Source organism: Cellulomonas edaphi (assembly GCF_030362815.1).
GTDB classification, from domain to species: domain Bacteria; phylum Actinomycetota; class Actinomycetes; order Actinomycetales; family Cellulomonadaceae; genus Cellulomonas; species Cellulomonas edaphi.
On sequence record NZ_JAUCGR010000001.1, the window covers coordinates 561,233 to 585,133 of the forward strand.

At 74.2% G+C, this 23,901-nt stretch carries 20 protein-coding genes; 10 read left to right on the forward strand and 10 right to left on the reverse strand.

Translation table 11 applies throughout. The annotated features are described in order from the left end of the window. Position 1: 1 nt before the first annotated feature. Positions 2-4,216 carry an ATP-dependent RNA helicase HrpA gene (gene hrpA, locus QRT05_RS02745; RefSeq protein ID WP_289445047.1) on the reverse strand — a complete coding sequence of 1,405 codons (4,215 nt, stop codon included), beginning with the start codon at positions 4,214-4,216 and terminating at the stop codon, positions 2-4. 78 nt (positions 4,217-4,294) lie between these two features. Here hrpA and QRT05_RS02750 point away from each other — a divergent pair, with 78 nt between their 5' ends. The 4 genes from QRT05_RS02750 to QRT05_RS02765 all read left to right on the forward strand — a co-directional run bounded on the left by QRT05_RS02750 (position 4,295) and on the right by QRT05_RS02765 (position 9,516). Continuing rightward, complete coding sequence (locus QRT05_RS02750; protein ID WP_289445049.1) at positions 4,295-4,786, forward strand: aminoacyl-tRNA deacylase; 492 nt, start codon at positions 4,295-4,297, stop codon at positions 4,784-4,786. A gap of 132 nt (positions 4,787-4,918) precedes the next feature. Continuing rightward, positions 4,919-5,254 (forward strand): STAS domain-containing protein, encoded by a 336-nt coding sequence (locus QRT05_RS02755; protein WP_289445051.1) that lies wholly within the window; start codon positions 4,919-4,921, stop codon positions 5,252-5,254. A 51-nt stretch (positions 5,255-5,305) separates the two neighbouring features. Further along, on the forward strand, positions 5,306-6,466 hold the full coding sequence (locus QRT05_RS02760) for an exonuclease SbcCD subunit D (protein ID WP_289445053.1): 1,161 nt from the start codon (positions 5,306-5,308) through the stop codon (positions 6,464-6,466). Continuing rightward, positions 6,466-9,516 (forward strand): AAA family ATPase, encoded by a 3,051-nt coding sequence (locus QRT05_RS02765; RefSeq protein ID WP_289445054.1) that lies wholly within the window; start codon positions 6,466-6,468, stop codon positions 9,514-9,516. The genes QRT05_RS02760 and QRT05_RS02765 overlap by 1 nt, the downstream gene beginning before the upstream one ends. 96 nt (positions 9,517-9,612) lie before the next feature. Here the strand turns inward: QRT05_RS02765 and QRT05_RS02770 are convergent, their stop codons facing one another. Beyond that, a complete protein-coding gene (locus tag QRT05_RS02770) occupies positions 9,613-10,029 on the reverse strand; it encodes a hypothetical protein (protein ID WP_289445056.1) in 417 nt (138 codons plus the stop codon). 105 nt (positions 10,030-10,134) lie between these two features. Between QRT05_RS02770 and QRT05_RS02775 the strand changes: the two genes are divergently transcribed. Genes QRT05_RS02775 through QRT05_RS02785 form a run of 3 tightly spaced genes read left to right on the forward strand, consistent with a single transcriptional unit; the run spans position 10,135 to position 12,692 of the window. Next, entirely contained in the window at positions 10,135-11,217 is a 1,083-nt protein-coding gene (locus tag QRT05_RS02775; protein ID WP_289445059.1) for a GmrSD restriction endonuclease domain-containing protein, read from the forward strand. Positions 11,218-11,276: 59 nt separating this feature from the next. After that, complete coding sequence (locus tag QRT05_RS02780; protein ID WP_289445062.1) at positions 11,277-11,972, forward strand: LmeA family phospholipid-binding protein; 696 nt, start codon at positions 11,277-11,279, stop codon at positions 11,970-11,972. 3 nt (positions 11,973-11,975) lie between these two features. Beyond that, on the forward strand, positions 11,976-12,692 hold the full coding sequence (locus tag QRT05_RS02785; RefSeq protein ID WP_289445063.1) for a M50 family metallopeptidase: 717 nt from the start codon (positions 11,976-11,978) through the stop codon (positions 12,690-12,692). A 2-nt stretch (positions 12,693-12,694) separates the two neighbouring features. Here the strand turns inward: QRT05_RS02785 and QRT05_RS02790 are convergent, their stop codons facing one another. After that, positions 12,695-13,399: an HNH endonuclease family protein gene (locus tag QRT05_RS02790; RefSeq protein ID WP_289445065.1), complete on the reverse strand. Its 705-nt coding sequence runs from the start codon at positions 13,397-13,399 to the stop codon at positions 12,695-12,697. A 182-nt stretch (positions 13,400-13,581) separates the two neighbouring features. On the opposite strand from QRT05_RS02790, the gene QRT05_RS02795 reads away from it, so the two are divergent. Further along, the gene (locus tag QRT05_RS02795) at positions 13,582-14,319 is read left to right on the forward strand and encodes an MIP/aquaporin family protein (protein WP_289445067.1); all 738 of its coding nucleotides are present in this window, start codon (positions 13,582-13,584) and stop codon (positions 14,317-14,319) included. Between the two features lie 30 nt (positions 14,320-14,349). On the opposite strand, the gene QRT05_RS02800 is transcribed toward QRT05_RS02795, so the two are convergent. The 7 genes from QRT05_RS02800 to QRT05_RS02830 all read right to left on the reverse strand — a co-directional run bounded on the left by QRT05_RS02800 (position 14,350) and on the right by QRT05_RS02830 (position 22,059). Next, a complete protein-coding gene (locus tag QRT05_RS02800; RefSeq protein WP_289445069.1) occupies positions 14,350-14,796 on the reverse strand; it encodes a nitroreductase family deazaflavin-dependent oxidoreductase in 447 nt (148 codons plus the stop codon). Between the two features lie 52 nt (positions 14,797-14,848). Beyond that, a complete protein-coding gene (locus QRT05_RS02805; RefSeq protein ID WP_289445070.1) occupies positions 14,849-15,271 on the reverse strand; it encodes a VOC family protein in 423 nt (140 codons plus the stop codon). 14 nt (positions 15,272-15,285) lie between these two features. Then, positions 15,286-15,978: a uracil-DNA glycosylase gene (locus QRT05_RS02810; protein WP_289445072.1), complete on the reverse strand. Its 693-nt coding sequence runs from the start codon at positions 15,976-15,978 to the stop codon at positions 15,286-15,288. Then, the gene (locus QRT05_RS02815; RefSeq protein ID WP_289445074.1) at positions 15,978-16,595 is read right to left on the reverse strand and encodes an L-threonylcarbamoyladenylate synthase; all 618 of its coding nucleotides are present in this window, start codon (positions 16,593-16,595) and stop codon (positions 15,978-15,980) included. Before QRT05_RS02815 ends, QRT05_RS02810 begins: the two co-directional genes overlap by 1 nt. Before the next feature lie 90 nt (positions 16,596-16,685). Then, entirely contained in the window at positions 16,686-17,684 is a 999-nt protein-coding gene (locus QRT05_RS02820; RefSeq protein ID WP_289445076.1) for an FKBP-type peptidyl-prolyl cis-trans isomerase, read from the reverse strand. 108 nt (positions 17,685-17,792) lie between these two features. Next, positions 17,793-21,284, reverse strand: a complete 3,492-nt coding sequence (locus QRT05_RS02825; protein ID WP_289445078.1) for a TM0106 family RecB-like putative nuclease — start codon at positions 21,282-21,284, stop codon at positions 17,793-17,795. Between the two features lie 67 nt (positions 21,285-21,351). Continuing rightward, positions 21,352-22,059, reverse strand: a complete 708-nt coding sequence (locus tag QRT05_RS02830) for a DUF7168 domain-containing protein (protein WP_289445080.1) — start codon at positions 22,057-22,059, stop codon at positions 21,352-21,354. 150 nt (positions 22,060-22,209) lie between these two features. On the opposite strand from QRT05_RS02830, the gene QRT05_RS02835 reads away from it, so the two are divergent. Then, a complete protein-coding gene (locus tag QRT05_RS02835) occupies positions 22,210-23,283 on the forward strand; it encodes a Gfo/Idh/MocA family protein (RefSeq protein WP_289445082.1) in 1,074 nt (357 codons plus the stop codon). Then, positions 23,280-23,900 carry a hypothetical protein gene (locus QRT05_RS02840; RefSeq protein WP_289445084.1) on the forward strand — a complete coding sequence of 207 codons (621 nt, stop codon included), beginning with the start codon at positions 23,280-23,282 and terminating at the stop codon, positions 23,898-23,900. The genes QRT05_RS02835 and QRT05_RS02840 overlap by 4 nt, the downstream gene beginning before the upstream one ends. The last annotated feature ends 1 nt before the right edge of the window (position 23,901 follow it).

The following is a 23,901-nucleotide window of genomic DNA, read 5'->3' on the forward strand; positions in this document are numbered from 1 at the left end:
CTCAGAGGGCCGCGATCGCCTTGCGGATGCGCGTCGGCGACACCGGCACGGGCGTGCCGAGCTGCTGGGCGAACAGGCTCACGCGCAGCTCCTCGACCAGCCAGCGGATCTCGTCGACCTTGGCAGGGTCGGCCCCCGGCCGGACGGACTCGAGCTGCTCGGCGGCGTCGCGCACCTGCCAGCCGAGGTCGGCGTCGCGCTGCGGGTTGTCCGCGGCCTTGGCCAGCCGGTACCGGGCCGCCCTCAGGTAGCGGGTGAGCTGCGGCAGGCGGGCGGCGCCGACGCGCGAGACGAACCCGTCGTGGACCAGCCGCGCGGCCTGCGCGCGCACGTCCTGGGCGGTGGCCAGCAGCGCGAGGCTGGAGGCGCCGCGCAGGTCCACGTCGAGCTCGCGCCAGGCCGTCAGCACGGTGACGAGGGTGCCGACGAGGTCGTGCACCGCGTCCTCGAGCCCGTCCCGCACGGCGACCCGCAGGGCGGCGTAGGAGGCCGCGTCGCGGGCGGTGCGCTGCCCGACGAGCAGGTCGATGGCGGCCAGCTGCACGTCGGTCACGAGCGCGGAGGTGCTCGGGTACGGGCTCGCGGCCAGCGTGAGCGCCTGCGTGCCCGTCCATCGGGTGGTGACGCGGGCGGAGGGGAGCCCGACGTCGAGCAGCAGCAGCCGGCGCAGGCCCGCGCGGTGGGCGGCGGGCACGGCGGACTCGTCGGCCAGCGCACGCACGGACACGGAGCGGTCGGGCTCCTCGACCAGCGAGGGGAAGGCGCGCACGACGATGCCGCCGGGGCCGGCCGCCTCCAGGACGGCGGGAAGCTCCGGCAGATCGGCGGGCCATGTCGTCAGGCCCGTGCGGACCAGGTCGACGGCGGGGGCGGCGGTCGCGGATGCCGGGTCGGTCGCGCCCTGCGGACGTGGGGTCGGCACACGGGTTGCGGCCGGAGTGGCACCTGCGGCGGGCGCAGCGGTCAGCGCCTCGGCCATCGCGGCCTGGACGGCCGTCCGCACGGCGTCGTCGACCGCGCGCTGCGCCCGGCTCGCGAGCCTGTCCTGCAGGACCGCGAGCTCCTTGCCCTCGTCGATCACGCCGCCCTTGTCCCCCACCACCCGGAACGTCATGCGCAGGTGGCTCGGCAGGCGGTCGTCCGCGAAGTCGTCCTCGGCCACCTCGACGTCGCGGAGCGCCCGCACGGCCGAGCGGAAGGCGTCGTGGAACGAGGGCGCCGAGTCGCCCGCCCGCACGGTGTCGATCCAGTCGGCCATGTGTTCGCGCACCCACGCGGCCACCTGGCGCGCGACGTCCGGCGCGGGGACGAGCTGCACGCGCACGGGCTTGGGCAGCGCGCGGATCGTGGCCGTGGTCAGCTCGTCGAGCAGGCCGGGCACCATCCAGCCGAACCCGTCGGCCTGCACGCGGGTGAGCTGACCGATCGGGATGTGCACCGTGACGCCGTCCGCCTCGGTGCCCGGCTGGAACTGGTAGGTCAGCGGCAGCGAGAGGTCACCCTGCGGCCAGCGCGACGGGAACGCCGACTCGTCGATCTGGGCCGCGTCGTCGGCCACCAGCAGCTCGCGGCTGAACGAGAGCAGGTCGGGGGTGGCGCGGCGGGCCACCTTCCACCACTGGTCGAAGTGCCGCGCGGAGACGACGTCGTCGGGCACGCGCTCGTCGTAGAAGTCGAACAGCACGTCGTCGTCCACCAGCAGGTCGCGACGGCGGGCCCGGGCCTCGAGCGCCTCGGCCTCGGCCAGCAGCCGGCGGTTCTCGTGGAAGAAGGCGTGGTGCGTGGTCCACTCGCCCTGTACCAGGGCGTGACGGATGAACAGCTCGCGCGCCTGGACCGGGTCCACCTGGGAGAACTGCACGCGGCGCTGCGCGACGATCGGGACGCCGTAGAGCAGCACCTTCTCGAACGCGGTCGCGGCGGCCTGACGCGTCGACCACGCGGGCTCGGAGTAGGTGCGCCGCACCAGGTGGGCGCCCACCTCCTCGGCCCACTCCGGCTGGATCCGGGCGGCGTCGCGGCCCCACAGGCGCGAGGTCTCGACGAGCTCGGCCGCCATGACCCACGCGGGCGGCTTGCGGCTCAGCCCCGAGCCGGGGAACAGCGCGAAGCGGGCGCCGCGCGCACCCAGGTACTCGTTGCGCGCCCGCCGGTCGGGTCGCTTGCCCTTCGACTGGCCACCGCGCGGCGCGGCGACCTCGGTGGCCTCCTGCATGCCGATGTGCGAGAGCAGGCCCGCAAGGATCGCGATGTGGATCCGGTCGCCGTCCCACGTGAGCGCGTGCTGGCCCGTGCGGACGGTGTCGTCCTGCGCCGGTTCCTCGGGCGCGCGCGGCGGGCCGACGACGATGTCGAGCGGCTTGGCGAGCTCGCGCAGCTGCGTCACGACGTCCTGCCACTCGCGGATCCGCAGGTAGTTGAGGTGCTCCGCGCGGCACATCCGGCGGAACGCGGAACCCGACAGGTTTCGCTGCTGGTCACGCAGGTAGTGCCAGAGGTTGAGGTACGCGAGGAGGTCGGAGGTCGGGTCGGCGAACCGGGCGTGCAGCTGGTCGGCCCGCTCGCGCTCCTCGGCCGGGCGCTCGCGCGGGTCCTGGATCGACAGCGCCGCGGCCACGATCATCACCTCGCGGGCCACGCCGCGCCGCCCGCCCTCGACGATCATCCGTGCCAGGCGCGGATCCATCGGCAGCTGGGCGAGGGCACGACCCGTCTGGGTCAGGCGCGTGGCGCCGTCGGCGGTGGCGAGCGCGCCCAGCTCGGTCAGCAGCTGGACGCCGTCACGCACCGAGCGGTCGTCGGGCGGGTCGACGAACGGGAAGTCGTTGACGTCCTCCGGCGTGGTCGCCACCCCGACGGCGATCATCTGCAGGATCACCGAGGCCAGCGAGGTCCGCAGGATCTCCGGCTCGGTGTACAGCGGCCGCGACTCGAAGTCCTCCTGCGAGTACAGCCGGATCGCGATGCCGTCCGCCACGCGGCCGCACCGGCCGGAGCGCTGGTTCGCCGACGCCTGGGAGATCGGCTCGATCGGCAGCCGCTGCACCTTGGTGGCCTTCGACCAGCGGCTGATGCGCGCGGTGCCGGGGTCGACGACGTAGCGGATGCCGGGCACCGTGAGCGAGGTCTCGGCGACGTTGGTGGACAGCACGACGCGCCGGTGCTGGTGCCGCTCGAACACCCGGTGCTGCTCAGCGGCGGACAACCGGCTGTACAACGGCAGCAGCTCGACGTGCTGCGGGTGCCGCGGGTCCGTGACGCGCGTGCCGAGCGATCCCCGCAGCGCGTCCTCGGCGTCGCGGATCTCGCGCTCGCCCGAGAAGAACACGAGGATGTCGCCGGGTCCCTCGGCCATCAACTCGTCGACCGCCTCGACCAGCGCGGTCGGCAGGTCACGGTCCTTCTGGCCCTTCATCGGTGCGCCGTCCGTGCCCAGCGCGTCGGGCGACAGGGGCCGGTAGCGGACCTCGACCGGGTAGGTGCGGCCGCTGACCTCGATCACGGGCGCGGGCGCGCCGTCGGCATCCGCGAAGTGGGCCGCGAACCGCGCGGAGTCGATGGTGGCCGAGGTGATGACGACCTTGAGGTCCGGGCGTCGGGGCAGCAGCCGCGTGAGGTAGCCGAGGATGAAGTCGATGTTGAGCGAGCGCTCGTGGGCCTCGTCGATGATGAGGGTGTCGTACGCCCACAGCATCGGGTCGCGCTGGATCTGCGCGAGGAGAATGCCGTCCGTCATGACCTTGACCAGCGTCGAGTCCGACGACTGGTCGGTGAACCGCACCTGGTAGCCGACGACCTCGCCCAGGGTCGTGCCGACCTCGTCGGCGATCCGCTCCGCGACGCTGCGCGCCGCGATGCGCCGCGGCTGCGTGTGGCCGATCTGCCCCGCCCGGCCGCGGCCGAGCTCGAGCGCGATCTTGGGCAGCTGCGTCGTCTTGCCCGAGCCGGTCTCGCCCGCGACGACCACGACCTGGTGCTCGCGGATGGCGGCCGCGATCTCGTCCCGCCGGGCACTGACCGGCAGCTGCTCCGGGAAGTGCAGCGGCGGCAGCTCGACGGCCGCGCGGCGCTGGGCGTCCCGCGCGCGACGAGCCTCGCGCTGCTCGTCGCTGGGTCCCTGCCGGCGAGCGGCCTGCCGCTCGGGGTGCCGCGGGCCCTTGGTCCGGCCGCGGCCACGGCGGCCCCCGGTGGCGGGGGGCGGCGGGGACGTGGTCACGATCGTCCATCCTCCCAGGCCTCGCCGGTCCTCCGCGCCCTGAAAACATCCGGGCCCCGCTCGTCGTACGGTGACGGGGTGGACATCACGGAGGGTGAGCAGCGCGCGGTCGCGGCGCTGGACGCGAGCGGGCTGACGTACAGGCTGACCAGGCACGGGCGGGTGTCCTCGCTGGCGGAGGCCGCCGCGGCGCGCGGCGTGGAACCGGCGCGGATCGTGAAGACGATCGTGGTGCGGCGGGGCGAGGGGGACTACGTGTTCGTCCTGGTGCCGGGCGACCGGACCATCAGCTGGCCCAAGCTGCGCGAGCTGCTGGACGTCAACCGGATCTCCATGCCTGACGCGGCGGTGGCCAAGGACGTCACCGGCTACGAGCGGGGCACGATCACCCCGTTCGGTTCGCTGCACCCGTGGCCGGTCGTCGCGGACGCCCGGGTGCCGGGTGGCTACATCTCGATCGGCGCGGGAGCGCACGGCGTCTCGGCCGGGCTCGACGGGTCGGCCCTGGTGCGCGCGCTGGGTGCCACGGTCGCCGACGTCACCGACCCTGAGCCTGCGGCTGCGCCGTAGCCCTGGTCAGCCGGTCGATCTGCTCGGGAACGCCCCGTCCGTCCTGGTCGTTGGACCTCTCGACTGGCGTTCGGCGCAGACCGGCGTACCGTCAACGCGCCGGAACCGGCGGACGACGACCGAGGAGTGCATGTGATCGAGCTGGTTGCGGCGGGCAGCATCCGCGTGGAAGCCGCCCCGGACGTCACGGTCGTGCGCCTCGCGGGCGAGATCGACGCCGCACTGCGCGCGGAGGCGAGCGCGTGCATGGCCCTGGCCCTCACGAGCGAGCGGCCCGTGGTGATCGACGCCTCTGAGGCGACCTTCATCGACTCCTCCGGCATCGCGTTCGTGATGCAGCTGCACCACGCGGCGAGCGAGGCCGGCATCGACGTCAGCCTGCGCGATCCCCGCCGGGTGCTGCGCGAGGTGCTGGAGATCATCGGCTACTCCGACCAGCTGCGGGACGCGGACGCCTCGCTCTCCTGACCCCCGGCCGGTCGCCGCCGGTCTGTCGGTGGCGCGGGTTACCGTCCGACCATGCGGTTCTTGCACACCTCCGACTGGCACCTGGGCCGGACGCTGCACGGGGTCGATCTCCTCGACCACCAGGCGGCGTATCTCGCGCACCTGGTCGAGGTGGTGCGCTCCGAGCGGGTCGACGCCGTGGTCGTCGCCGGCGACGTGTACGACCGTGCGATCCCGCCCGTGGAGGCGGTGACGCTGCTGTCCGAGACGCTGGCGCAGGTCGCCGAGCACGCCACGGTGGTGGTCACGTCCGGCAACCACGACTCGGCCACCCGGCTCGGTTTCGGGTCGGCCGTCATGCGTGAGCGGGTGCGGCTGAGGACGCGCGTCGCGAGCCTGGCCCAGCCGGTGGAGCTGCCGGGCGACGTGCTCGTGTACGGCGTGCCGTACCTCGACCCGGACTCGGTGCGGCACGCGCTCGCGGACGACGAGGGCGCCGCTCCCGCGCGCTCGCACGAGGCCGTGACCACCGCGGCGATGGCGCGCATCCGTGCCGACCTCGCCGCGCGCCCCGGCCGTCACCGCGCCGTGGTGGCGGCGCACGCGTTCGTCGTCGGCGGCGAGCCGTCCGAGTCGGAGCGGGACATCCGGGTGGGTGGCGTCGACCACGTGCCCGCCGGCGTGTTCGCGGGCGTCGACTACGTGGCCCTCGGTCACCTGCACGGCCCCCAGCGCGTGTCCGGCCCCCGGGGCACCACGCTGCGCTACTCGGGGTCGCCGCTGGCCTACTCGTTCTCGGAGCAGCACCACAGCAAGTCCTCGGTGCTCGTGGACCTGACCGGTGGCACCGGTGGCGAGGTCCGCACCGAGCTGGTCGCTGCGCCCGTTCCCCGTCGGCTCGCCGACGTCACCGGGACGCTCGACGAGCTGCTGGGCGCGGCCGGCGAGCCGCACGTCGACGCGTGGACCCGTGTCACCGTGACGGACGCGCACCGCCCCGCGGACCTGTACCGCCGCGTGCGCGACCGCTTTCCGCACGCCCTCGTGGTGCAGCACCGCGCCGAGTCGGCCGCCGGGCCTGCTCGGGCGGTGGCGGTCACGGCCGCGCACGACCCGGTCGCGGTCGGTGCCGACTTCGTGGAGCACGTGACCGGCCGCGTGGCGTCGTCGGACGAGCTCGCCGTGCTCCGTGCCGCGTACGAGCACGTGGCCGCGGCGGAGCGGAGCGCCTGATGCACCTGCGCACCATGACGCTGCAAGCCATCGGGCCGTTCGCGCGGCAGCACACGGTCGACTTCGAGGCGGTGGGCGCGTCCGGCCTGTTCCTGCTCGACGGCCCCACGGGCTCGGGGAAGTCGACGCTGATCGACGCGGTCGTCTTCGCGCTGTACGGCAAGGTGGCCTCCGCCGAGGCGAGCGACGACCGGCTGCGGTCCGCCTACGCGGAGGACGACGTCGAGAGCTTCGTCGACCTCACGTTCGAGGTCGGCTCCGGGATCTACCGCGTGCGGCGCACGCCCGCCTACGACAGGGCCAAGAAGCGTGGCACCGGCACGGTGAAGCAGCAGGCGTCGGTGCGCATGTGGCGCGTGCAGCCCGACGACCCGACGGGAGACCTCCCGGGGAGCGAGCCGATCACCCGGCTCGACGAGGCGGGCCTCGAGATCGAGCGCGTGGTGGGCCTGACCCGCACCCAGTTCGTGCAGACGATCGTGCTGCCGCAGGGCGAGTTCGCGCGGTTCCTTCGCGCGAACCCCGAGGACCGGCGCGGTCTGCTCCAGAAGATCTTCGGCACCGAGGTCTACGAGCGCATGCAGCAGCGCCTCGCGGAGATGCGGGCGGAGGCCAATCGGGAGATCGAGGCGTCACGGGTCGCGCTGACCAGCGCGACGGCGCACCTGGTGGGCGCGGCGCAGCTGGGCGAGGACGACGCGGAGGCCATGTCCGGCTTCACGGCGGCCGACGGGTCCGGCACCCACGCCCTGCTGGCGCTGGTGTCCGAGCGCATGGCGGACCTGGCCGCGGACGCCGCGAGCCTGCGCGTCGCGGCGGACGAGGCGGAGACCCTGCGCGTGACATCCGCTCGGGCGCTCGAGGAGGCGACCGCGACCCAGCGACTGATCACCCGCCGGCGGAGTCTGCTCGACGAGCAGGCCGCGCTCGACGCGGCCGGTGCGCAGCACACCGAGGCGGTGGTCCTCCTGGAGCGGGCGCGGTCGGCGGCCGCCGTCCGGCCCCTCCTGCAGGGGGTGGACAGGGCCGCGGCCGATGTGGCGACCGCACGCAAGACCGTGCGCGCCGCGCTCGACGCCGCGCCCGAGAGCCTCGCCGCCCTCGTCGCCGAAGCCACTGACGTCCCCGGTGCGACGGTGCTGGCCCGGCTGCGGACCGCGCGCGAGGACGCGGTGCGCGACGCGGCCGCGCTCGATCGCGTGGTCGGGCTCGAGGCCTCGCTGAACGACGAACGCCGCACCCTGCGGGAGGCCCGCGACCTCGCGGACACGCTGCGCGACGAGATCTCCGCCGACGACGCGTGGCTGTCCACGCGAGCGGCACTGCGCACGGCACTCGCGGACGAGCTGGCCGCGGCGACGGCCCGCGCCGCGGTGGCGCCCGAGCACGGGCGCCGCGAGGAGGAGCTCGAGCACGCTGCGGCGGCGCACGTAAACCTGACCGCGCTGGTGTCGGACCTCGACCAGGCCGCGGCCGCGCGCGCGAGTGCGGCGAGCACCGCGGCGGAAGCCGTGGCACGCGAGGCCACGCTCCGCACCGCGCGGATCGCCGGACTCGCGGGCGAGCTCGCTGCCGACCTCGCCGACGGCGACCCGTGCCCCGTGTGCGGCGCGGCCGAGCATCCTGCCAAGGCCTCGCTCGCGGCGGGCCACGTGTCGCCGGGCGACGTCGCCGAGGCCGAGCGCGTGCGCACGGCGGCGGAGGACCGGCTCGCGCGGGCGCGCGACCGGCACGCCCGCCTCACCGAGCGGGTCCAGGCGGCGCGCGAGGCGCTGGGCGACTCGACGCCGGACGAGGTTGCCGCGGCACTGCGGAGCACGCGCGCGCTGCTGGCCGACTGCCGCGCGGCGGCGGCCGACGTGCAGCGCCTCTCGGACGAGGTGGCGGCGCACGACGAGGCGACCGCCCGTCGGCAGGCGGCGCGCCAGGAGGCCTCGGAGCGGCTCGCGGACCAGTCCGGGCGCATCGAGGTGCTCGCGCAGGCGCTGGGCACCATCGAGGCGGAGGTGACGGTCGCGTGCGCCGGGTTCCCCACGGTCGTCGCGCGCCAGTCGGTGCTGCTGGCGCTGGTCTCCGCGGCCGGCGAGCTCCTCGCGGCGCTCACCGACCGCGACGACGCCGAGCGGCACCTCGCGGACCGCGCCGCCGAGCTCGACGCGGCCCTCGCCGAGCGGGACTTCGCCGACGCCCAGGCCGCGCGCGCCGCCCTGGTGGGCGCCGCCGAGCTGGCGGAGCTCGAGCGCACGGTGTCCGCGTACGCCGCGGCGGTCGAGCGCGTGCGGGCCGGCCTCGCGGACGACGAGATCGCGGGCCTGGCGGCCGACGCGGCGGTCGACCTCCCCGCCGTCGTCGAGGCGGAGCGCGTCGCCCGCGAGCAGGCCACGGCGGCCGAGGGGCGTGCACGCGTCGCCGACCAGCGGCGGGACGCCGCGACCGCGGCCGCCGCGGGAGTGCACTCGGCCGCGGAGCGCCTGAGCGCGGCGTGGCGTGCGGGAGGACCCGTCACGCGGCTCGCCGGTCTCGCGTCGGGCACCGGTGGGGACAACGGCAAGGGGCTCTCCCTGGCCACCTACGTGCTGGCACGGCGGTTCGAGGACGTGGTCGCCGCCGCGAACGAGCGGTTGCTCACGATGTCCGACGGTCGGTACGAGCTGACGCGCAGCGACCAGAAGGAGGACGTGAGCTCGCGACGCACCGGCCTGTCGATGCGGGTGGTCGACCACCGCACCCAGCAGCCGCGCGACCCGCGCACGCTGTCCGGGGGCGAAAGCTTCTACGTCTCGCTCTGCCTCGCCCTGGGGATGGCCGACGTCGTCACCGCCGAGGCCGGCGGGATCGACCTGGGGACGCTGTTCGTCGACGAGGGCTTTGGCACGCTCGACCCGCACACCCTGGACCAGGTGCTCGCCGAGCTGGGCAAGCTGCGCGCCGGGGGTCGGGTGGTGGGCGTCGTGTCGCACGTGGACACGCTCAAGCAGACCATCGCCGACCGGATCGAGGTCCGTCCGCTGCCGGAGGGGCCGAGCACGCTCCGCGTCCTCGCGTCGTGATGGTCGTCCCCTCACCGTCGACGAGGACCGCTGACCAGCATCGCCGACCAGCACCGGCTGCCAGCAGGGCCTACCCGGACCGTCTACCAGCACCGCCTACCAGGACCAGCCGCGCGCCGTGAGCTCGACCTCCTCCCGGAAGCGCTCGTACGGGTCCCCGAGGGCGCTCGGTTCGACCTCGACGCCCGCCAGCTTGCAGGCCTCCGCCAGGAGCTGGTCGTACGCGAGCTGCGAGGCGATGATCCGTTCGGCGCGGGCGAAGCTGTGCGGGTCACCCTCCAGCGCGAGCACGTGCTCGGCGACGGCGCCCAGCCGCTCCTGGACGCGCAGCGCCTCGAAGGGGTCGGCGGTGGCGGGCTGGCGACGCCGGAGCCGGTCGGCCGCGGCCTCCAGGCGGGAGGCGAGGGCCGTGCGCCATCGCGGCGGCTCGTCGGGCGACGGGATCCAGAGGAACGCCAGCCAGAACGCCACCGCCGGAAGGAGGAGGACGAAGATCAGCAGAACCCACGTCATCGGGTGTCCCTCGTCGTGCGTGTCCCGTCAGGTTAGGTCCGCGGTGTGACACACGCCAGGCCGGCTGGGACTCAGCACCGTATCGATCGACGCCGATGGGATGACGTGAGCACGGGGACGAGGTCGCGGGTCGCCGCGCTGGCGGCGGGCGCGCTGATCGTCGTCGGCGCGTTGGCCGGCTGCGGAATCTCCGCCGGCTCACCCACCGGTGCGAGCACGGCCGCGCAGGGTGCCGGGCCCGAGGTGCACGGGCGCTCCGCCACGCCCTCGACACCGACCCACGGCGCGGGCGTGCCCACGAGGTCGACCACGCCAACCCCGACGCCCGCCCCGACGAGCGCGCGCACGGCGACCCCCGAGCCGGCATCGAAGCCCACGCCTCCCCACGGCGCCGGGTCAGCCCTGGCGGCGGCGGCCGCGTTGCCCGTCAAGGGCCGCGCGCCCCGCACGGGATACGACCGCGACGACTTCGGCCCTGCGTGGCAGGACGTGGACCGCAACGGCTGCGACACCCGCAACGACATCCTGGGTCGCGATCTCGTCGACGCGGGGTACAAGCCGCGGACACGCGAGTGCGTGCTCGCCTACGGCACGCTGCACGACCGGTACTCGGGCCATGACGTCCACTTCGTGCGCGGTCCGAACTCTGCCGACGTGCAGATCGACCACGTCGTGGCCCTCTCCGACGCGTGGCAGAAGGGGGCGCAGCAGTGGGACGACGAGCGTCGTGCCGCCTTCGCGAACGACCCCCTGAACCTGCTCGCCGCCGACGGACCGCTCAACCAGTCGAAGGGCGACGGCGACGCCGCGACGTGGCTGCCGCCCCACAAGGCCTTCCGGTGCGAGTACGTCGCGCGGCAGGTGGCGGTCAAGACGCGCTACGGCCTGTGGGTCACCCGCGCCGAGAGCGCGGCGATGCAGCGCGTCCTGTCGACGTGCCCGACGCGGAAGCTCCCCACCGGCGACCCGGTTCCGGGCCCGGGCGGCGCGAAGCTGGGCCGCGCGCCGGCCACGCAGGCGACCCAGCCGCCGAGGGAGCCCCCGAACGAGGCCGCGAGTGACGTGCCGTACGCCAACTGCACGGCCGCGTGGGCCGCGGGCGCCGCCCCGGTCCGCGTGGGCGACCCCGGCTACAGCCGCAGGCTGGATCGCGACGGCGACGGCGTGGGGTGCGAGTTCCGTCCCTGAGCGCAGGTGGGACCGGTGCGACTCGCCTACGGTGGCCCCGTGGGCGAACGGGACTGCGTGTGAGCGCGCGAGGCGTGGTGATCGGCCTGGTGGTGGCCGTCGCGGTGGTGGGCGGTGGCGCCGTCGTGGCGGATCGGTGGGCCGCGAACGAGACCGAGGACCGCGCGGTCGAGCGCATCGGGCAGGAGCTCGACGACGTGGTGGGCACCCCGACGGTGGACGTCGGTGACTTCCCGTTCCTCACCCAGGTGGCGCGTGGCTCTCTCGACGGCATCACGGCCCACGTCCCGGGCGCCACGCTGAACGGCTTGGCACTGACCGACATCGACCTGGCCGCGACCGGGGTGAGCACGAGCGAGCCATACACGGCCGAGCGTGCTCGAGTCGAGGCGACGATCGCGCCGGAGCAGATCCAGAAGGCCGTGACCGAGCGCACCTCGCTGGACCTCACCGTGACCTCGCAGGGCGACACCCTGAAGGTGGCGGGCACCGTGCTGGGCGTGGCGCTGACGGCCACCGTCGAGCCGCGCGTCGAAGACGGTCGGCTGCTCGCCGACGTCACCGGCATGGCGCTCGGCGGGCTGGCCGTCGATCCGGACGACCTGCCCGGCAACCTCGGCGATCGCGTGCAGGGCATCGAGATCCCGGTGGAGGACCTGCCGGAGGGACTCGTCCTGACCGACGCGCAGGTCGGCGACGGCGGGCTGCGGATCACCGCCGCGGGCACCGACGTCACCCTGACCGCCGCGAGCTGAGGGGTGGACTGGCTACCCGACGTCTGGCACGACGTCACCACACCCCAGCCGGTGCCCTCCGCCCTCGCGTCGCTGGTCATCGCCGCAGTGGTGCTCGCGTGCTTGCTCCCGCCGAGCCTGTGGCACGTGGCGCGGCACGCGCTGACCATCGTGCACGAGGCCGCGCACGGGTTCGTCGCGCTGCTGGTGGGCCGGCGCCTGACGGGCATCCGCGTGCACTCGGACACCTCGGGCCTCACGGTCTCGGTCGGCAAGCCGCGCGGCCCGGGCATGGTCGCGACGACGGCCGCCGGGTACCCCGGCCCGGCGCTGGTCGGCCTCGCCGCAGCGTGGGCGTTGTCCGGGGGCTACACGCTCGGCGTGCTGTGGGGTCTGCTGCTGGTGGTGGTCCTGGTGCTGGTGCAGATCCGCAACTGGTACGGGCTGTGGGCGGTGCTGGTCAGCGGCGCGGTGCTGGTGGCGGTGACGCTGTGGGGATCACCGCAGGTGCAGGGTGTGGCCGCGCACGCGCTGACCTGGTTCCTGCTGCTGGGCGCTCCGCGTGCGGTGCTGGAGATGCAGCGCCAGCGCCGTGCGCTGCGTCGCCGTGGGCGCCCGGACACCTCCGACGCCGGCGTGCTGGGCGGCCTCACGCATCTCCCCGGCGGCTTCTGGGTGGGCGTGCTGCTGCTCGTCTGCCTGGCGTGCCTCGTCGTGGGCGGGTACTGGCTGCTGCGCTGAGATCACCGGCCGACCACGCACCGTCCCAGCTCACGGCGCATCGCCCCGCGCTCGTCGGGCGTGACCCACAGGCCGTAGGCCGCCTTCACACGGACCTGGCGCAGCACGTACACGCAGCGGTAGCCGACGAGCGGGGGCAACCACGCCGACGCATCGGACGCGCCCTTGTCCTGGTTCGCGCCACCGGCGACGGCCAGCAGGTTGGCCGGATCGTTCGCGAAAGACCGGCGTCGCGCGGCGGTCCACTGCGCGGCGCCGGTGCGCCAGGCGTCGGCGAGCGCCACGACGTGGTCGATCTGCACCTCCGCGGACCCGGGTCCGCGGGCGAAGACGATGCGCTCGCCGGTGTAGGGGTCGTCGAGCACCCCGCGCAGCACCGTGCAGGCGTCCCGCACCGCGCCCGCGAGGTCGCGGGCGAGCACGTCGTCCCGGGTGTCGCAGCCGTTGTGGTCCTCGTCGGCCCACGCCGCTCCGAAGCGCGAGCGCTCGTACCCGTCCGAGGACGCCGGGGCGCGGACGGGCAGCGCCGCGAGCGCCGCCTGCCCGGCGGACAGGTCCCCCGACGAGACGGGGAACCGCGCGAGCGAGCGCGTGCGCGCCCACCAGGGGCCGCCGAGGCCGACGACCAGGCACGCCGCCAGCAGCGCCGCCCACACCGCCCGTCCGCGCGCCTGCTCCCGCACCCGTTCCTTCACCCGTTCCCACACGCGATGACCTTGGCGCGGCGCGGGCCGCGCGGAGCGAGGCCACGCACCGGTGGTCACGTCGACGCGGACCGGGCCCGCTGACCCCGCGGACCGCGGCCCGGCGCGGCTGACCAGGACCTCCGCGCGACGACGAGCGCCGCGCATGCTGGCCCGGCCAGCCGCCGCCTGCCAGGCTGGGCCCCATGGACCCCTCCTACGACCTGTGGACCCGGGCGGCGTGCGAGTTCATCGGCACGGCGATCCTCATCATCCTGGGCAACGGCACCGTCGCGAACGTCCATCTCCGGGGGTCCAAGGGGTACGGCGGCGGCTGGTCCCTCATCGCGATGGGCTACGGGTTCGGGGTGATGATCCCGGCGGTGATGTTCGGCGGGATCAGCGGCAACCACATCAACCCCGCCTTCACGCTGGGGCTGGCGTCGTGGGGGCTGTTCCCGTGGTCCGACGTGGCGCCGTACGTGGTCGCGCAGATGCTCGGCGCGATGGCCGGCCAGGTGGCGATCGTCGCGACCCACAAGCCGTACTACGACCTCACGACGAGCAGCGAGGACGTGCTCGCCACCTTCTCGACCATCAACGCCGCGAGGTCCCGCCTCAACGGCTTCGCCAACGAGCTGCTGGGATCCGTGGTGCTGTTCTCCTGCGCGCTCGCCCTGGTCCACTCGCCGCTCACCGCGAACGAGCCGGGTGTCGCGCACGTCGCGATCGGGTTCCTGGTGTGGGGCCTCGTGGCGGGCCTCGGGGGGCCCACCGGGCCGGCCCTCAACCCCGCGCGAGACCTCGGGCCGCGCATCGTGCACGCGCTGCTCCCGCTCAAGCACAAGGGCGGGTCCGACTTCCGGTACGGCTGGGTTCCCGTCGCGGCGCCGTTGCTGGGCGGGCTGATCGGCGTCGGGGGCTGGAAGCTCCTACTCGGCTGACTCCACCGGCACGAGCACGGCTGGAAGCTCCTACTCGGCTGACTCCACCGGCACGAGCACGAACACGGGGATCAGGCGATCCGTCTTGGTCTGGTAGGTGGCGTAGTCGGGCCACGCCTCGACCGACCGCGCCCACCACTCGTCGCGCTCCGCGCCGGTCGCCTCGTGCGCGAGGTAGTCCTTCTTGACGGCGCCGTCCTGCAGCTCGACCAGCGGGTTCGCCACCACGTTGTGGTACCAGGACGGGTGCTCGGGTGCGCCGCCCTTGGAGGCGACGATCGCGTAGTGGCCCTCGTGCTCGACGCGCATCAGCGCGATCTTGCGGAGCTTGCCGCTGGTGGCGCCCAGCGTGGTGAGGACGATGACCGGCTTGCCGCGCATCGTGTTGGCCTCGCGGCCGTCGGTGGCCTCGTACTGCTCGGCCTGCTTGCGGGCGTGCTCGGACGTGCTCGGCGCGTACTCACCAGTCAGGGGCATGTCCACGACAACGGACGGCCCTGGATCCGCATTCCCGGGCGCGTGGCGTCCCCTACTCGGACCCCGAGTGCATCCACGGCGTGAACGTCACGCCCACCAGGAGACCCTCCGGGCTCTGGAGGCGAGCCGTCGTCTGACCCCAGGGTTCCTCGGTCACGGCCTTGAGCACCCGGTGGCCCGACGCGGTCAGCTCGGCGATCGCGTCGGACACGGCCTGCGGGCTCGCCACGTCGAGCTCGAGCCAGGCCTGCGGTACGGGCAGGTCCTCGGGCCACGTCGTCGTGCCGAAGGTCGACTCCGCGGCCTGCGCCAGGGGCCACAGGGCGAACGCCTTCACGCCCTGGAGGCTGTCGTTCGCGAAGTACCCGGGAGCGGGCTCCTCGAGCGGGATGCCGAGCCCGCCCTCGGACCAGAACGCGCGCGCGGTGTCGTCGCGGGTGATGGGACCGAAGCCAGCCACGAAGGAGATGTCCATCTCGCCAGGATGGCTCAGCCCTCTGACAGTGCGCGCGCCCGGAGCAGCACCGCGTCGAGCATGCCGGGCGTGAGGCGCCCGGTGAACGTGTTCTGCTGGCTCACGTGGAAGCACCCGAGCAGGGTGAGGCTCGCCGTGCCGCGCGTCACCTGCACCTCGGCTCCGTGCGCGAAGGCCGGGCGCGGGCGCGGCACGTCCCAGCCCAGCTCGCGGAGCGTGGCGAGCAGCGCCTGCCAGCCGAACGCGCCGAGCACGACGACCACCCGTGGGTTCACGAGCTCGAGCTCGCGGGCGAGGAAGGGGCTGCAACGACGACGCTCGTCCGGGGTGGGTGCGTTGTCCGGCGGCGCGCACCGCACCGGTGCCGTGCACCGGATCCCCGTGAGCGTGAGGCCGTCGTCGATGCGCGTGGACGTGGCCTGCGACGCGAAGCCGGTCCGGTGCATGGCCGCGAACAGGAAGTCTCCGGAGCGATCGCCCGTGAACATCCGGCCCGTGCGGTTGGCACCGTGGGCCGCGGGCGCGAGCCCCACCACGAGCACGGGCGCCTGCGGGTCGCCGAAACCGGGGACCGGGCGCGCCCAGTAGGTCTCGTCGCGGAAGGCCGCGCGACGCACCCGTCCCACCTCCTCGCGCCAGGCGACGAGCCGCGGGCACGCACGGCACGCGACCACCTCGGCGTCGAGGACGGCCAGGGAGTCGCGCACTAGAACCGGTCCGGGTCCCCCGCCCCGACGCGCACCACCTCGGGCGTGCCGTCGGTCCAGTCGACGACGGTCGTCGGCACCGTCCCGCAGTCGCCGGCGTCGACCACTGCGTCGAGCACGTCGTCGAGCTCCTCCTTGATCTGCCAGCCCTCCGTCATCGGCCAGTCCGCGCCGGGCAGGAGCAGGGTGCTCGACAGCAGCGGCTCGCCGAGCTCACGCAGGATCGCGGAGACCACCGGGTGCTGCGGGATCCGCACCCCCACCGAGCGCTTCTTGGCGTGCGCCAGCCGCCGCGGCACCTCCGGCGTCGCGGACAGGATGAACGTGTACGGCCCCGGCGTGGCGGCCTTGATGGCGCGGAACGCGCTGTTGTCCAGGTGCACCAGCTGCCCCAGCTGGTGGAAGTCCGAGCAGACGAGCGTGAAGTGGTGGCGGTCGTCCAGGTGGCGGATCTTGCGGATCCGCTCCGCGCCCTCGTGGTTGTCGATGCGCGTGCCCAGCGCGTAGCAGGAGTCCGTCGGGTAGGCGATCACGCCGTCCTTGCGCAGGATCTCCACCACCTGGGAGATCGACCGCGGCTGCGGGTTCTCCGGGTGGACGTCCAGATAGCGCGCCATGCTGCCGAGGGTACGCACAGGCCGCAGGGGACGCAGGACGGCCCGCGACCCCACCGTCGCCGGTGGTGCCGCGGGCCGTCCTGGGGCAGGTCAGGTCGCCGAGAGGATGTCCACCACGAAGACAAGCGTCGAGCTGGCCGGGATCTCGCCGTTGGCCGAGTCGCCGTAGCCCTTGTCCGGCGGGACCACGAGCAGCACCTGGCTGCCGACGGTCTGGCCGACCAGTCCCTCGTTCCAGCCGGCGATCACCTGGGCCTGGCCGATGTTGGTCACGTCGAACGTGCTGGGGTCCCGCTCCCAAGAGGAGTCGAACGGCTTGCCGTCCCAGGTCCAGCCCGAGTACTTCACGGTCACGGTCTGGCCGGCCTTGACCTTCTCGCCCTTGCCCTTGATGAGCGGCTGCGCGACGAGGGTCGTGGGCTTGTCGGCCTTGGAGGCGGTGATGGCCGGCTTCCCGGAGCCGTCGAGCGTGACGACGGGCAGGCCGTCCTTGGGGGCGACGGCCGTGCCCTCGGCGCGGGTCGGGATGTCCTTGGCGTCGATGACCTCGATCGCGAACACCTGCGTGGACGGCGCCGCGGTGGCCTGGGGGTTGGACGGCGCGGCGAGGATCAGTCGCGAGCCGACGTGCGTGCCCTCGAGCGCCTTGTCCAGGTCGGGGATCTGCGTCGCGCCGGCCGTGAACAGCTGCGGGCTGGAGGTGTACGACGACTGGAGCACCTTGCCGTCGTCGCCGGAGATCACGGCGATCTGCATGCTGAGCTGCTGGCCGTCCTTGATCGCGGCGCCCGTGCCGTCCTCGAGGAGGTTGACCACGATGCCGCCCACGGCGAACGGGGTCTTCGGCAGCGTGACCTTCGGCTCCTTGCCGGCCTCGCCGACCACCTTGATCTGCCTGACGAGCGCGACGTCCGCGGCGCTGGCGGTGGGGGCCGCCGTGGTGGTGGGCGCGGGCGAGCTGGCCGAGGCGGACGGCTTGGAGGCGGCGTTGTCGTCGCCCGAGTCGGTGCCGCAGGCGGCGAGCGTCGCGGCGAGGGTCAGGGCGAGGGCACCGGCGGCCAGGCCGCGGGCTCGAGTCGTGCGACGCACGAGGTACTCCGTCGTTTCGGGGGCTCCACCCCGGACGACGAGGCGGCGGACCCCGGAACCGTACGCGATGAACCTGGACGTCTGCTGGGTGCACCGCGCCGTGGTCACTCAGTCGGGTGGTGCGCCGAGGCCCAGGAACGCGCCCAGCTCCGCCAGCTGCGCCGGATGTCCCGGCAGGTAGTCGGTCAGCGTGCGCGAGCGCACCACGACGGCGCACCACTGCGCCCGCGAGATCGCCACGTTGAGCCGGTTGCGGTTGAGCAGGAACTCCATGCCGCGGGGCACGTCGTCGGGCGACGAGGCGGCGGTGGTCAGCAGCGCGACGGGCGCCTCCTGGCCCTGGAACCTGTCGACCGTGCCCACGCGCGCATCGCCCAGGCCGGCCGCGGTCAGGGCCCGACGCACGGTGGCGACCTGGGCGTTGTACGGCGCCACGACTAGCACGTCCGCGCTGGTCAGCGGCCTGTCGGTGCCCGAGGACGGGTCGACCCAGCGACGGCCCACGACCGCACGCACCTGATCGACGACGACGGCCGCCTCCTCGACCGAGCTCACGGAGCTGCCGGCGTGGTCGACCAGCAGCACGTGGATGCCGGGCGCGACGCCCTCCAGCCGGCGGGCGGCGGTGGCCGGCACGCACGTGAGCCGGTCCTCGTAGGAGAGCCGGCTCACCGCGGCCGTGAGGGCCGGGTGCATGCGCCAGGTGCGGTCCAGGAAGTAGCCCAGCTCGTCCGGCAGGGTGTCGTGGCCGTCCGCGAGCCAGCCCAGCGCGGACCGGTCGACGGGGAACGGGTGGGTGCCCTGACTCACCTGCGGGAGCTGCTGCGGGTCGCCGAGCAGCAGCAGGTTGCGCGCGGCGCCGGACACGGCGACGACGTCGGCGAGCGCGAACTGACCGGCCTCGTCGACCACGATCAGGTCGAACGGGTCCGGGGGCAGCCGCTTGGCGTTGACGAAGTCCCAGGTGGTGCCGCCCACCACGAGGCCGCCGGGCTGGGCGTAGAACCAGCGGTAGCCGGAGTCGCCCAGCACGGTCCACGGCATCGACGCAGCCGTCGCCGCGTCACCCTTCCTGCCGATGCGCTCGGGCGGGAGACCCGCCGCGACCACCGAGCGCAGCATGTTGTCGATCACGGCGTGGGACTGCGCGACCACGCCCACCCGCCAGCCCTGGGCGGCGAGCGCGGCGATCACGTGGCCACCCGTGTAGGTCTTCCCGGTCCCCGGCGGCCCCTGGACGGCGAGGTAGGAGCGGTCGAGGTCCAGCACCGCGTCGGTGATCGCCTCGGTCATCCCCTCGGGTGAGGCCGGCCGCGGCAACGCGAGGCCTGATCGCGTGCGCGGGGGAACGCGGCGCAGGATGTCCGCCCCGGCGTGGTGCGGAAGGTCGGGCAGGCCGGCCGCGATGCGGGATGCGACGTCGCGGATCGCGGCGGCGATGCCCGACGTCTGCGGCGGGGCACCCGGTGTCAGCGCCATCGGCGTCGCGTCGCCACCCTCGTCCTCGGGTGCGCGGGTCTCGCGGATGGTGACCACCACCCGTCCGCCCTCCCGCCCGTCGATCGCCAGCACGACCGCGCCCGTGGATCCGCGCAGGGCGTTCGCAGGCACGCGCGTGAAGCCGGGCGGGTCGTCGTAGAGCGCGAAGACCGTGGCGCCCACCGTGATGTCGGACCCCGGCTCGAGCACCCCGGAGAGCCGGAGCTCGCGGCGCGGACGTCTGGCCCTGCCCGTCACGTGCCAGTCCGTGACGATCTCCGCCGGGCCGTCCACCACGAGCGTGGAACGGGTGTCCGGCCACTCGTCGACGGGCTCGCGGAACCGCGCGAAGTGCGCCCACCAGAATGGCTTGTCGTCGCGCCGGTGGTACGCGAGGGCGGCCGAGAGGAGCTCCAGCGCGTGTGCGTCGGGCTCGCGGGCGGCGCCCTGGTCGCGCAGGTCGGCCGCCGCTGCGAGCAGCTGGGCTTCGAGGTGGTCGGGCGCAGGCTCGCTCGTCGGTTCGACGAGGACCGGTGCGTGCGGGCCCCCGCCGTGGTCGAGCAGCCAGTCACGCAGCCGCAACGTGGACACGCAGTCGTACTCGTTGTACTCGGCGATCGCGTCGAGCCGCCGCTCCCACTCCCCGACGCGTCCGGCATCGCGCTCCGCGCAGGCCTCGGCGTACTCGACGATCGACGCCGCCGCGGTGGTGACCTCGCTGTCGCGCGTGCTGGCTCCCATGTACAGGGGCTCGAGCTTCTTGAGCGAGTACGAGTCGGTGCCCACGCGCAGCGAGTGGCGGACCGTGGCGTAGAGGTCGACGAGGACGCCGCTCTGGGCCCACTCGTCGATGACGCTCTCGGCGGTTCCGTGCCTCCCGGCGAGGCGCAGCAGCGCGCTGCGCTCGTAGGGCGCGTAGTGGTAGATGTGCAGATCCGGGTACCGCGCGCGACGTTCCTGGACGTACGCGACGAAATCGGTGAGCGCCTGCTTCTCCTGGGCTCGGTCGTGCGCCCAGAAGGCGCGGAACGCGGGGTCCGCCCCGCCCACGGGTGCCTCGACGAGGCCGAACAGGTACTCCAGGCCCCATCGTTCGGTGGGCTGCGCCGTGAGGGAGTCGTCGGCCCACAGCGGGTCACCCTCGAAGTCGAAGAAGATGTCGCCCGCGCTCGGCGAGGGCAGTGCGCGGATCGCGGCCGGGTCGAGCACCCGGAACGCGAGCGGCTCGGCGTCGGGGGCCTCCCGGGTCGCACCGCCGGGGCCCACCTGGAGACGGGCCTGCAGCCGCAAGCCGGCCAGCGTCGCGGCGGACATGCCGGGCACGGCCTCGTCAGACTGCGCGAGCTGGTCGATGGTCTCGATGCCCGCCGCCGCGAGCCGCGCGCGCTGCACTTTGCGCACGCCCGCCACCAGCAGCACGTCGCGGCTCGCCGCCACCTCCGGCCTGCAGACGTCGCACGTGCCGCAGGCCACGTAGCGCTCGTCGCGCCACCGCAGCGGGCTCTCGTCGGCGCGCCGTTCGTCGAGCAGCGCCTCGAGCCGTGCGCGGCGGTCTCGGTAGACGGGCAGGAGGTCCGCGAGCCGGTGCCGGGACATGGTGCGGTCACCGAGCACCAGGTGGACGTCGGGCGTCGTGGCGATGCCCGCCCGCTGCAGCTGGTCCGCGTACGCGGCGAGCTGCACGAGTGCCGTCGTCTTGGCACTGCGCGCCAGCTTGGTGTCCAGCACGGCGTAGCGGCCCTGCTCGTCCCGCACCAGGAAGTCGGCCCAGCCGCTGAACGTCCCGTCGAAGAAGCCCGCCTGGTAGACCACGGGGGCGCCGGCGCGCAGGGCGGCGACCGTGCGCCCCTGCACCTCCACCAGCGCGGCGCGGTCGGTGGCCGCACCCCAGCCTGGCCGTTCGATGCGCACGGCGTCCGGCCCGTAGGAGGCGAGCATCTGCGCCTCGTGCACCTGTCCCAGCCGGGCGACGCGCTCGAGCATGGCGTCGGCCTCGAGGCGGACCGGCGCGCCGCGGCCGAGGCGGGCGTCGAGCGCGCGCACCAGCGCGAACTCGCACGTCGCGGCAAGCGTGAGGTCGCTGGGGCTGAGCACCAGCGCGCCGTCGTCGAGGAGGAACATGCCCGTGACCGTATCGGCGAGCGCCCACGCGGGCGGGAGTCAGCCGCCGCGCCCACGCGACGAGCCGTCAGGCGCCCAGCGCCCTGACGTCGGCGCGCTGGACCTTGCGACCGGAGACGGCGATGTCGGCCCGCGCCCCCGCCGCCGTGCCGGCGGCGTAGCCGTTCCCGCTGAGCCGGCGCGTGGCCCGGCGCAGGGACGGGAACGCGAGCGCGACCGCCTCGTCGACGCGCGCGTCGCGAGCGGCGACCACCAGCGCGCTCGACGTCCCGTCGGCCTCGGCCTCGGTCAGCACCTCGGCGTAGAAGGCGCTCAGGCGCTGCTCCACCACGGCGGTGAACCCGGCCGCGAAGGCCCGCTTGTCGCCGGGGCTCCCGCCGTGCGCCGCCATCTCGAGGAGAAGCTGCGGCTCGAGGGAGTCGGCGAGCACGGCGGCCATCGACATGTCGGCCGCGAAGCCGAACGCGATGTGGGTGAGGGGTGCGCCGTGGCGGCGCGCGCGCACCGACCGGCAGCCGAACGCCCGGTAGACCGCGGCGCGCAGGTCGAAGCGGTCCATCGCCCAGGAACCGACGATGTCGGTGTCAGTCCTGACGGGCTCGTGCGCCTGCTCGCGAGTCATCCGTACCCCGGCCTCGTCGATGCTGTGCCGCAGCATCAGCCGCTCCGCGCGCGTCCGGGCCAGGTCGCGCTCGGCCTCGTGCGGCGAGCCGCCGTCCGCGATGGCCAGCAGCGTGCGGATGAGCGCGAGCGTCTCCTCGTGCGTCTTCGGCATCGCGGGGTCCTCCTCGGGTCGGGTGGCGTCACCCTAGGCGGCGCTCCCCACACCTCGCGGCGCGTGGCCGCGAGGCTGTGGACGGGGAACCGCTGCGCCGAGCCGGGTAGCGTGCCGGGAGCAGGGTTCGACCGACGACGAGGACGGTTCATGGCTCCCATCAGGTTCGGCGTGGTCGGCAGCGGCTGGCGCGCGGAGTTCTTCGTGCGCATCGCGCGGCTTCTTCCCGACCGGTTCACCTGCGTCGGTGTCGTGACGCGCTCCGCCGAGCGCGGCGCGCAGGTGGAGCGCGAGTGGCACGTGCCGGCGGTCCGCGCCGCCTCGGACCTCGACCGGCCGGAGGTCGTCGTCGTGGCGACGCCGTGGCCCGTGACGCCGGATGCGATCCGCGAGCTCGTGCACCGGGGCGTCCCGGTCCTCGCGGAGACGCCCCCAGCCCCGGACGCCGCAGGTCTGCGCGCCCTGTGGGCGGACGTCGGGGCATCGGGCCTGGTGCAGGTCGCCGAGCACAGCCCGTTCATGCCCGCGCACGCCGCTCGCCTCGCCGCGGTCGCGGACGGCATCATCGGGACGCCGAGCAGCGTACAGATCTCGTCCACGCATCTGTACCACGCAGTCTCGCTCATGCGGCGCTTCCTCGGCGTGGGGTTCGACGAGGTCGAGGTGCGGGCGACGGTCACCGGGGAGCGGCTGCTGGACCCGATGGGCCGGGACGGCTTCACCGGTGCGACGGAGCCGCGCCACGCCTGGAGCATCCTCGCCACGCTCGACTTCGGCGACGGCCGGCACACCGTGTACGACTTCACCGACAACCAGTGGCACAACCCGCTGCGCACCAACCGGATCGTCGTCCGCGGATCGCACGGCGAGCTCGTCGACGACGCCGTCACGCGGTGGGTCGACCCGCGGACCGTGCTCACGTCGACGATGAGCCGTCGCGTCTCGGGGCTCGAGCAGAACCTCGACGGCTTCGACCTCGAGCACCTCAGCCTCGACGGGCGGGTGCTCTACCGCAACGAGTTCCACGGCGCCCGGCTCGCGGACGACGACCTGGCCGTCGCCGGTCTGTTGGCGGCGACGGCGGCCTGGTTGCAGGACGACGCGCCTCCTCCCTACCCGCTGGCCGACGGGTGCCAGGACCACCTGCTCGGGCTGGCCATCGAGGAGGCCGGGCGCACGGGCGCGCCGGTGCGGACGGCACGCGAGGAGTGGAGCAGCCGATGACATGGTTCGACCTGCTCGGATGGGCCGGCTCGCTGCTGGTCATCCTGTCGCTCACGCAGGCGCGCGTGCTGCGGTTCCGCTGGCTGAACCTGGTGGGTGCCGCGCTCGCCACGGTGTACAACGCGGTGATCGGCGTGTGGCCGTTCGCCGTCATGAACGGCGTCATCACGATCATCGACGTCTACTGGGTGCTCCGCCTGCACCGCGAGCGCCATGACGACGTCACGTACGAGGTGATCGAGGTGGGCATCGACGACGCGCTGTGGCGGCACATCCTGGCCGTGCACCGGGACGACCTCGCCACGTTCCACCCGGACACGCTCGACCCGACCGGCGACGACCGCTCGGTGTGGGTCGTGGCACGCCGCGACGAGACCGTGGGGATCGTCGTCGTCCGGGACGCCGGCGACGGGGTGGGCCGGGTCGAGATCGACTACGTGACGCCCCGCTTCCGCGACTTCACGCCGGGCGAGTTCGTCTACCGGACCAGCGGCATCTTCGCGGCCAAGGGATTCCGCACGCTCGAGCACGGCGACGACGCGTCGTCCCGCTCCTACCTCGAGCGGGTGGGCTTCGAGCGTGCCGGCGACGTCTGGAGGCGGCCCGTCGCGGCGTAGG

Bases quoted from the DNA above. Each gene is read 5' to 3' on its own strand.
- QRT05_RS02760 (WP_289445053.1), top strand. From the start codon at position 5,306: ATGCGGTTCTTGCACACCTCCGACTGGCACCTGGGCCGGACGCTGCAC.
- QRT05_RS02765 (WP_289445054.1), top strand. From the start codon at position 6,466: ATGCACCTGCGCACCATGACGCTGCAAGCCATCGGGCCGTTCGCGCGG.
- QRT05_RS02770 (WP_289445056.1), bottom strand. From the start codon at position 10,029: ATGACGTGGGTTCTGCTGATCTTCGTCCTCCTCCTTCCGGCGGTGGCG.
- QRT05_RS02795 (WP_289445067.1), top strand. From the start codon at position 13,582: ATGGACCCCTCCTACGACCTGTGGACCCGGGCGGCGTGCGAGTTCATC.
- QRT05_RS02800 (WP_289445069.1), bottom strand. From the start codon at position 14,796: ATGCCCCTGACTGGTGAGTACGCGCCGAGCACGTCCGAGCACGCCCGC.
- QRT05_RS02805 (WP_289445070.1), bottom strand. From the start codon at position 15,271: ATGGACATCTCCTTCGTGGCTGGCTTCGGTCCCATCACCCGCGACGAC.
- QRT05_RS02815 (WP_289445074.1), bottom strand. From the start codon at position 16,595: ATGGCGCGCTATCTGGACGTCCACCCGGAGAACCCGCAGCCGCGGTCG.
- QRT05_RS02825 (WP_289445078.1), bottom strand. From the start codon at position 21,284: ATGTTCCTCCTCGACGACGGCGCGCTGGTGCTCAGCCCCAGCGACCTC.
- QRT05_RS02830 (WP_289445080.1), bottom strand. From the start codon at position 22,059: ATGCCGAAGACGCACGAGGAGACGCTCGCGCTCATCCGCACGCTGCTG.
- QRT05_RS02835 (WP_289445082.1), top strand. From the start codon at position 22,210: ATGGCTCCCATCAGGTTCGGCGTGGTCGGCAGCGGCTGGCGCGCGGAG.
- QRT05_RS02840 (WP_289445084.1), top strand. From the start codon at position 23,280: ATGACATGGTTCGACCTGCTCGGATGGGCCGGCTCGCTGCTGGTCATC.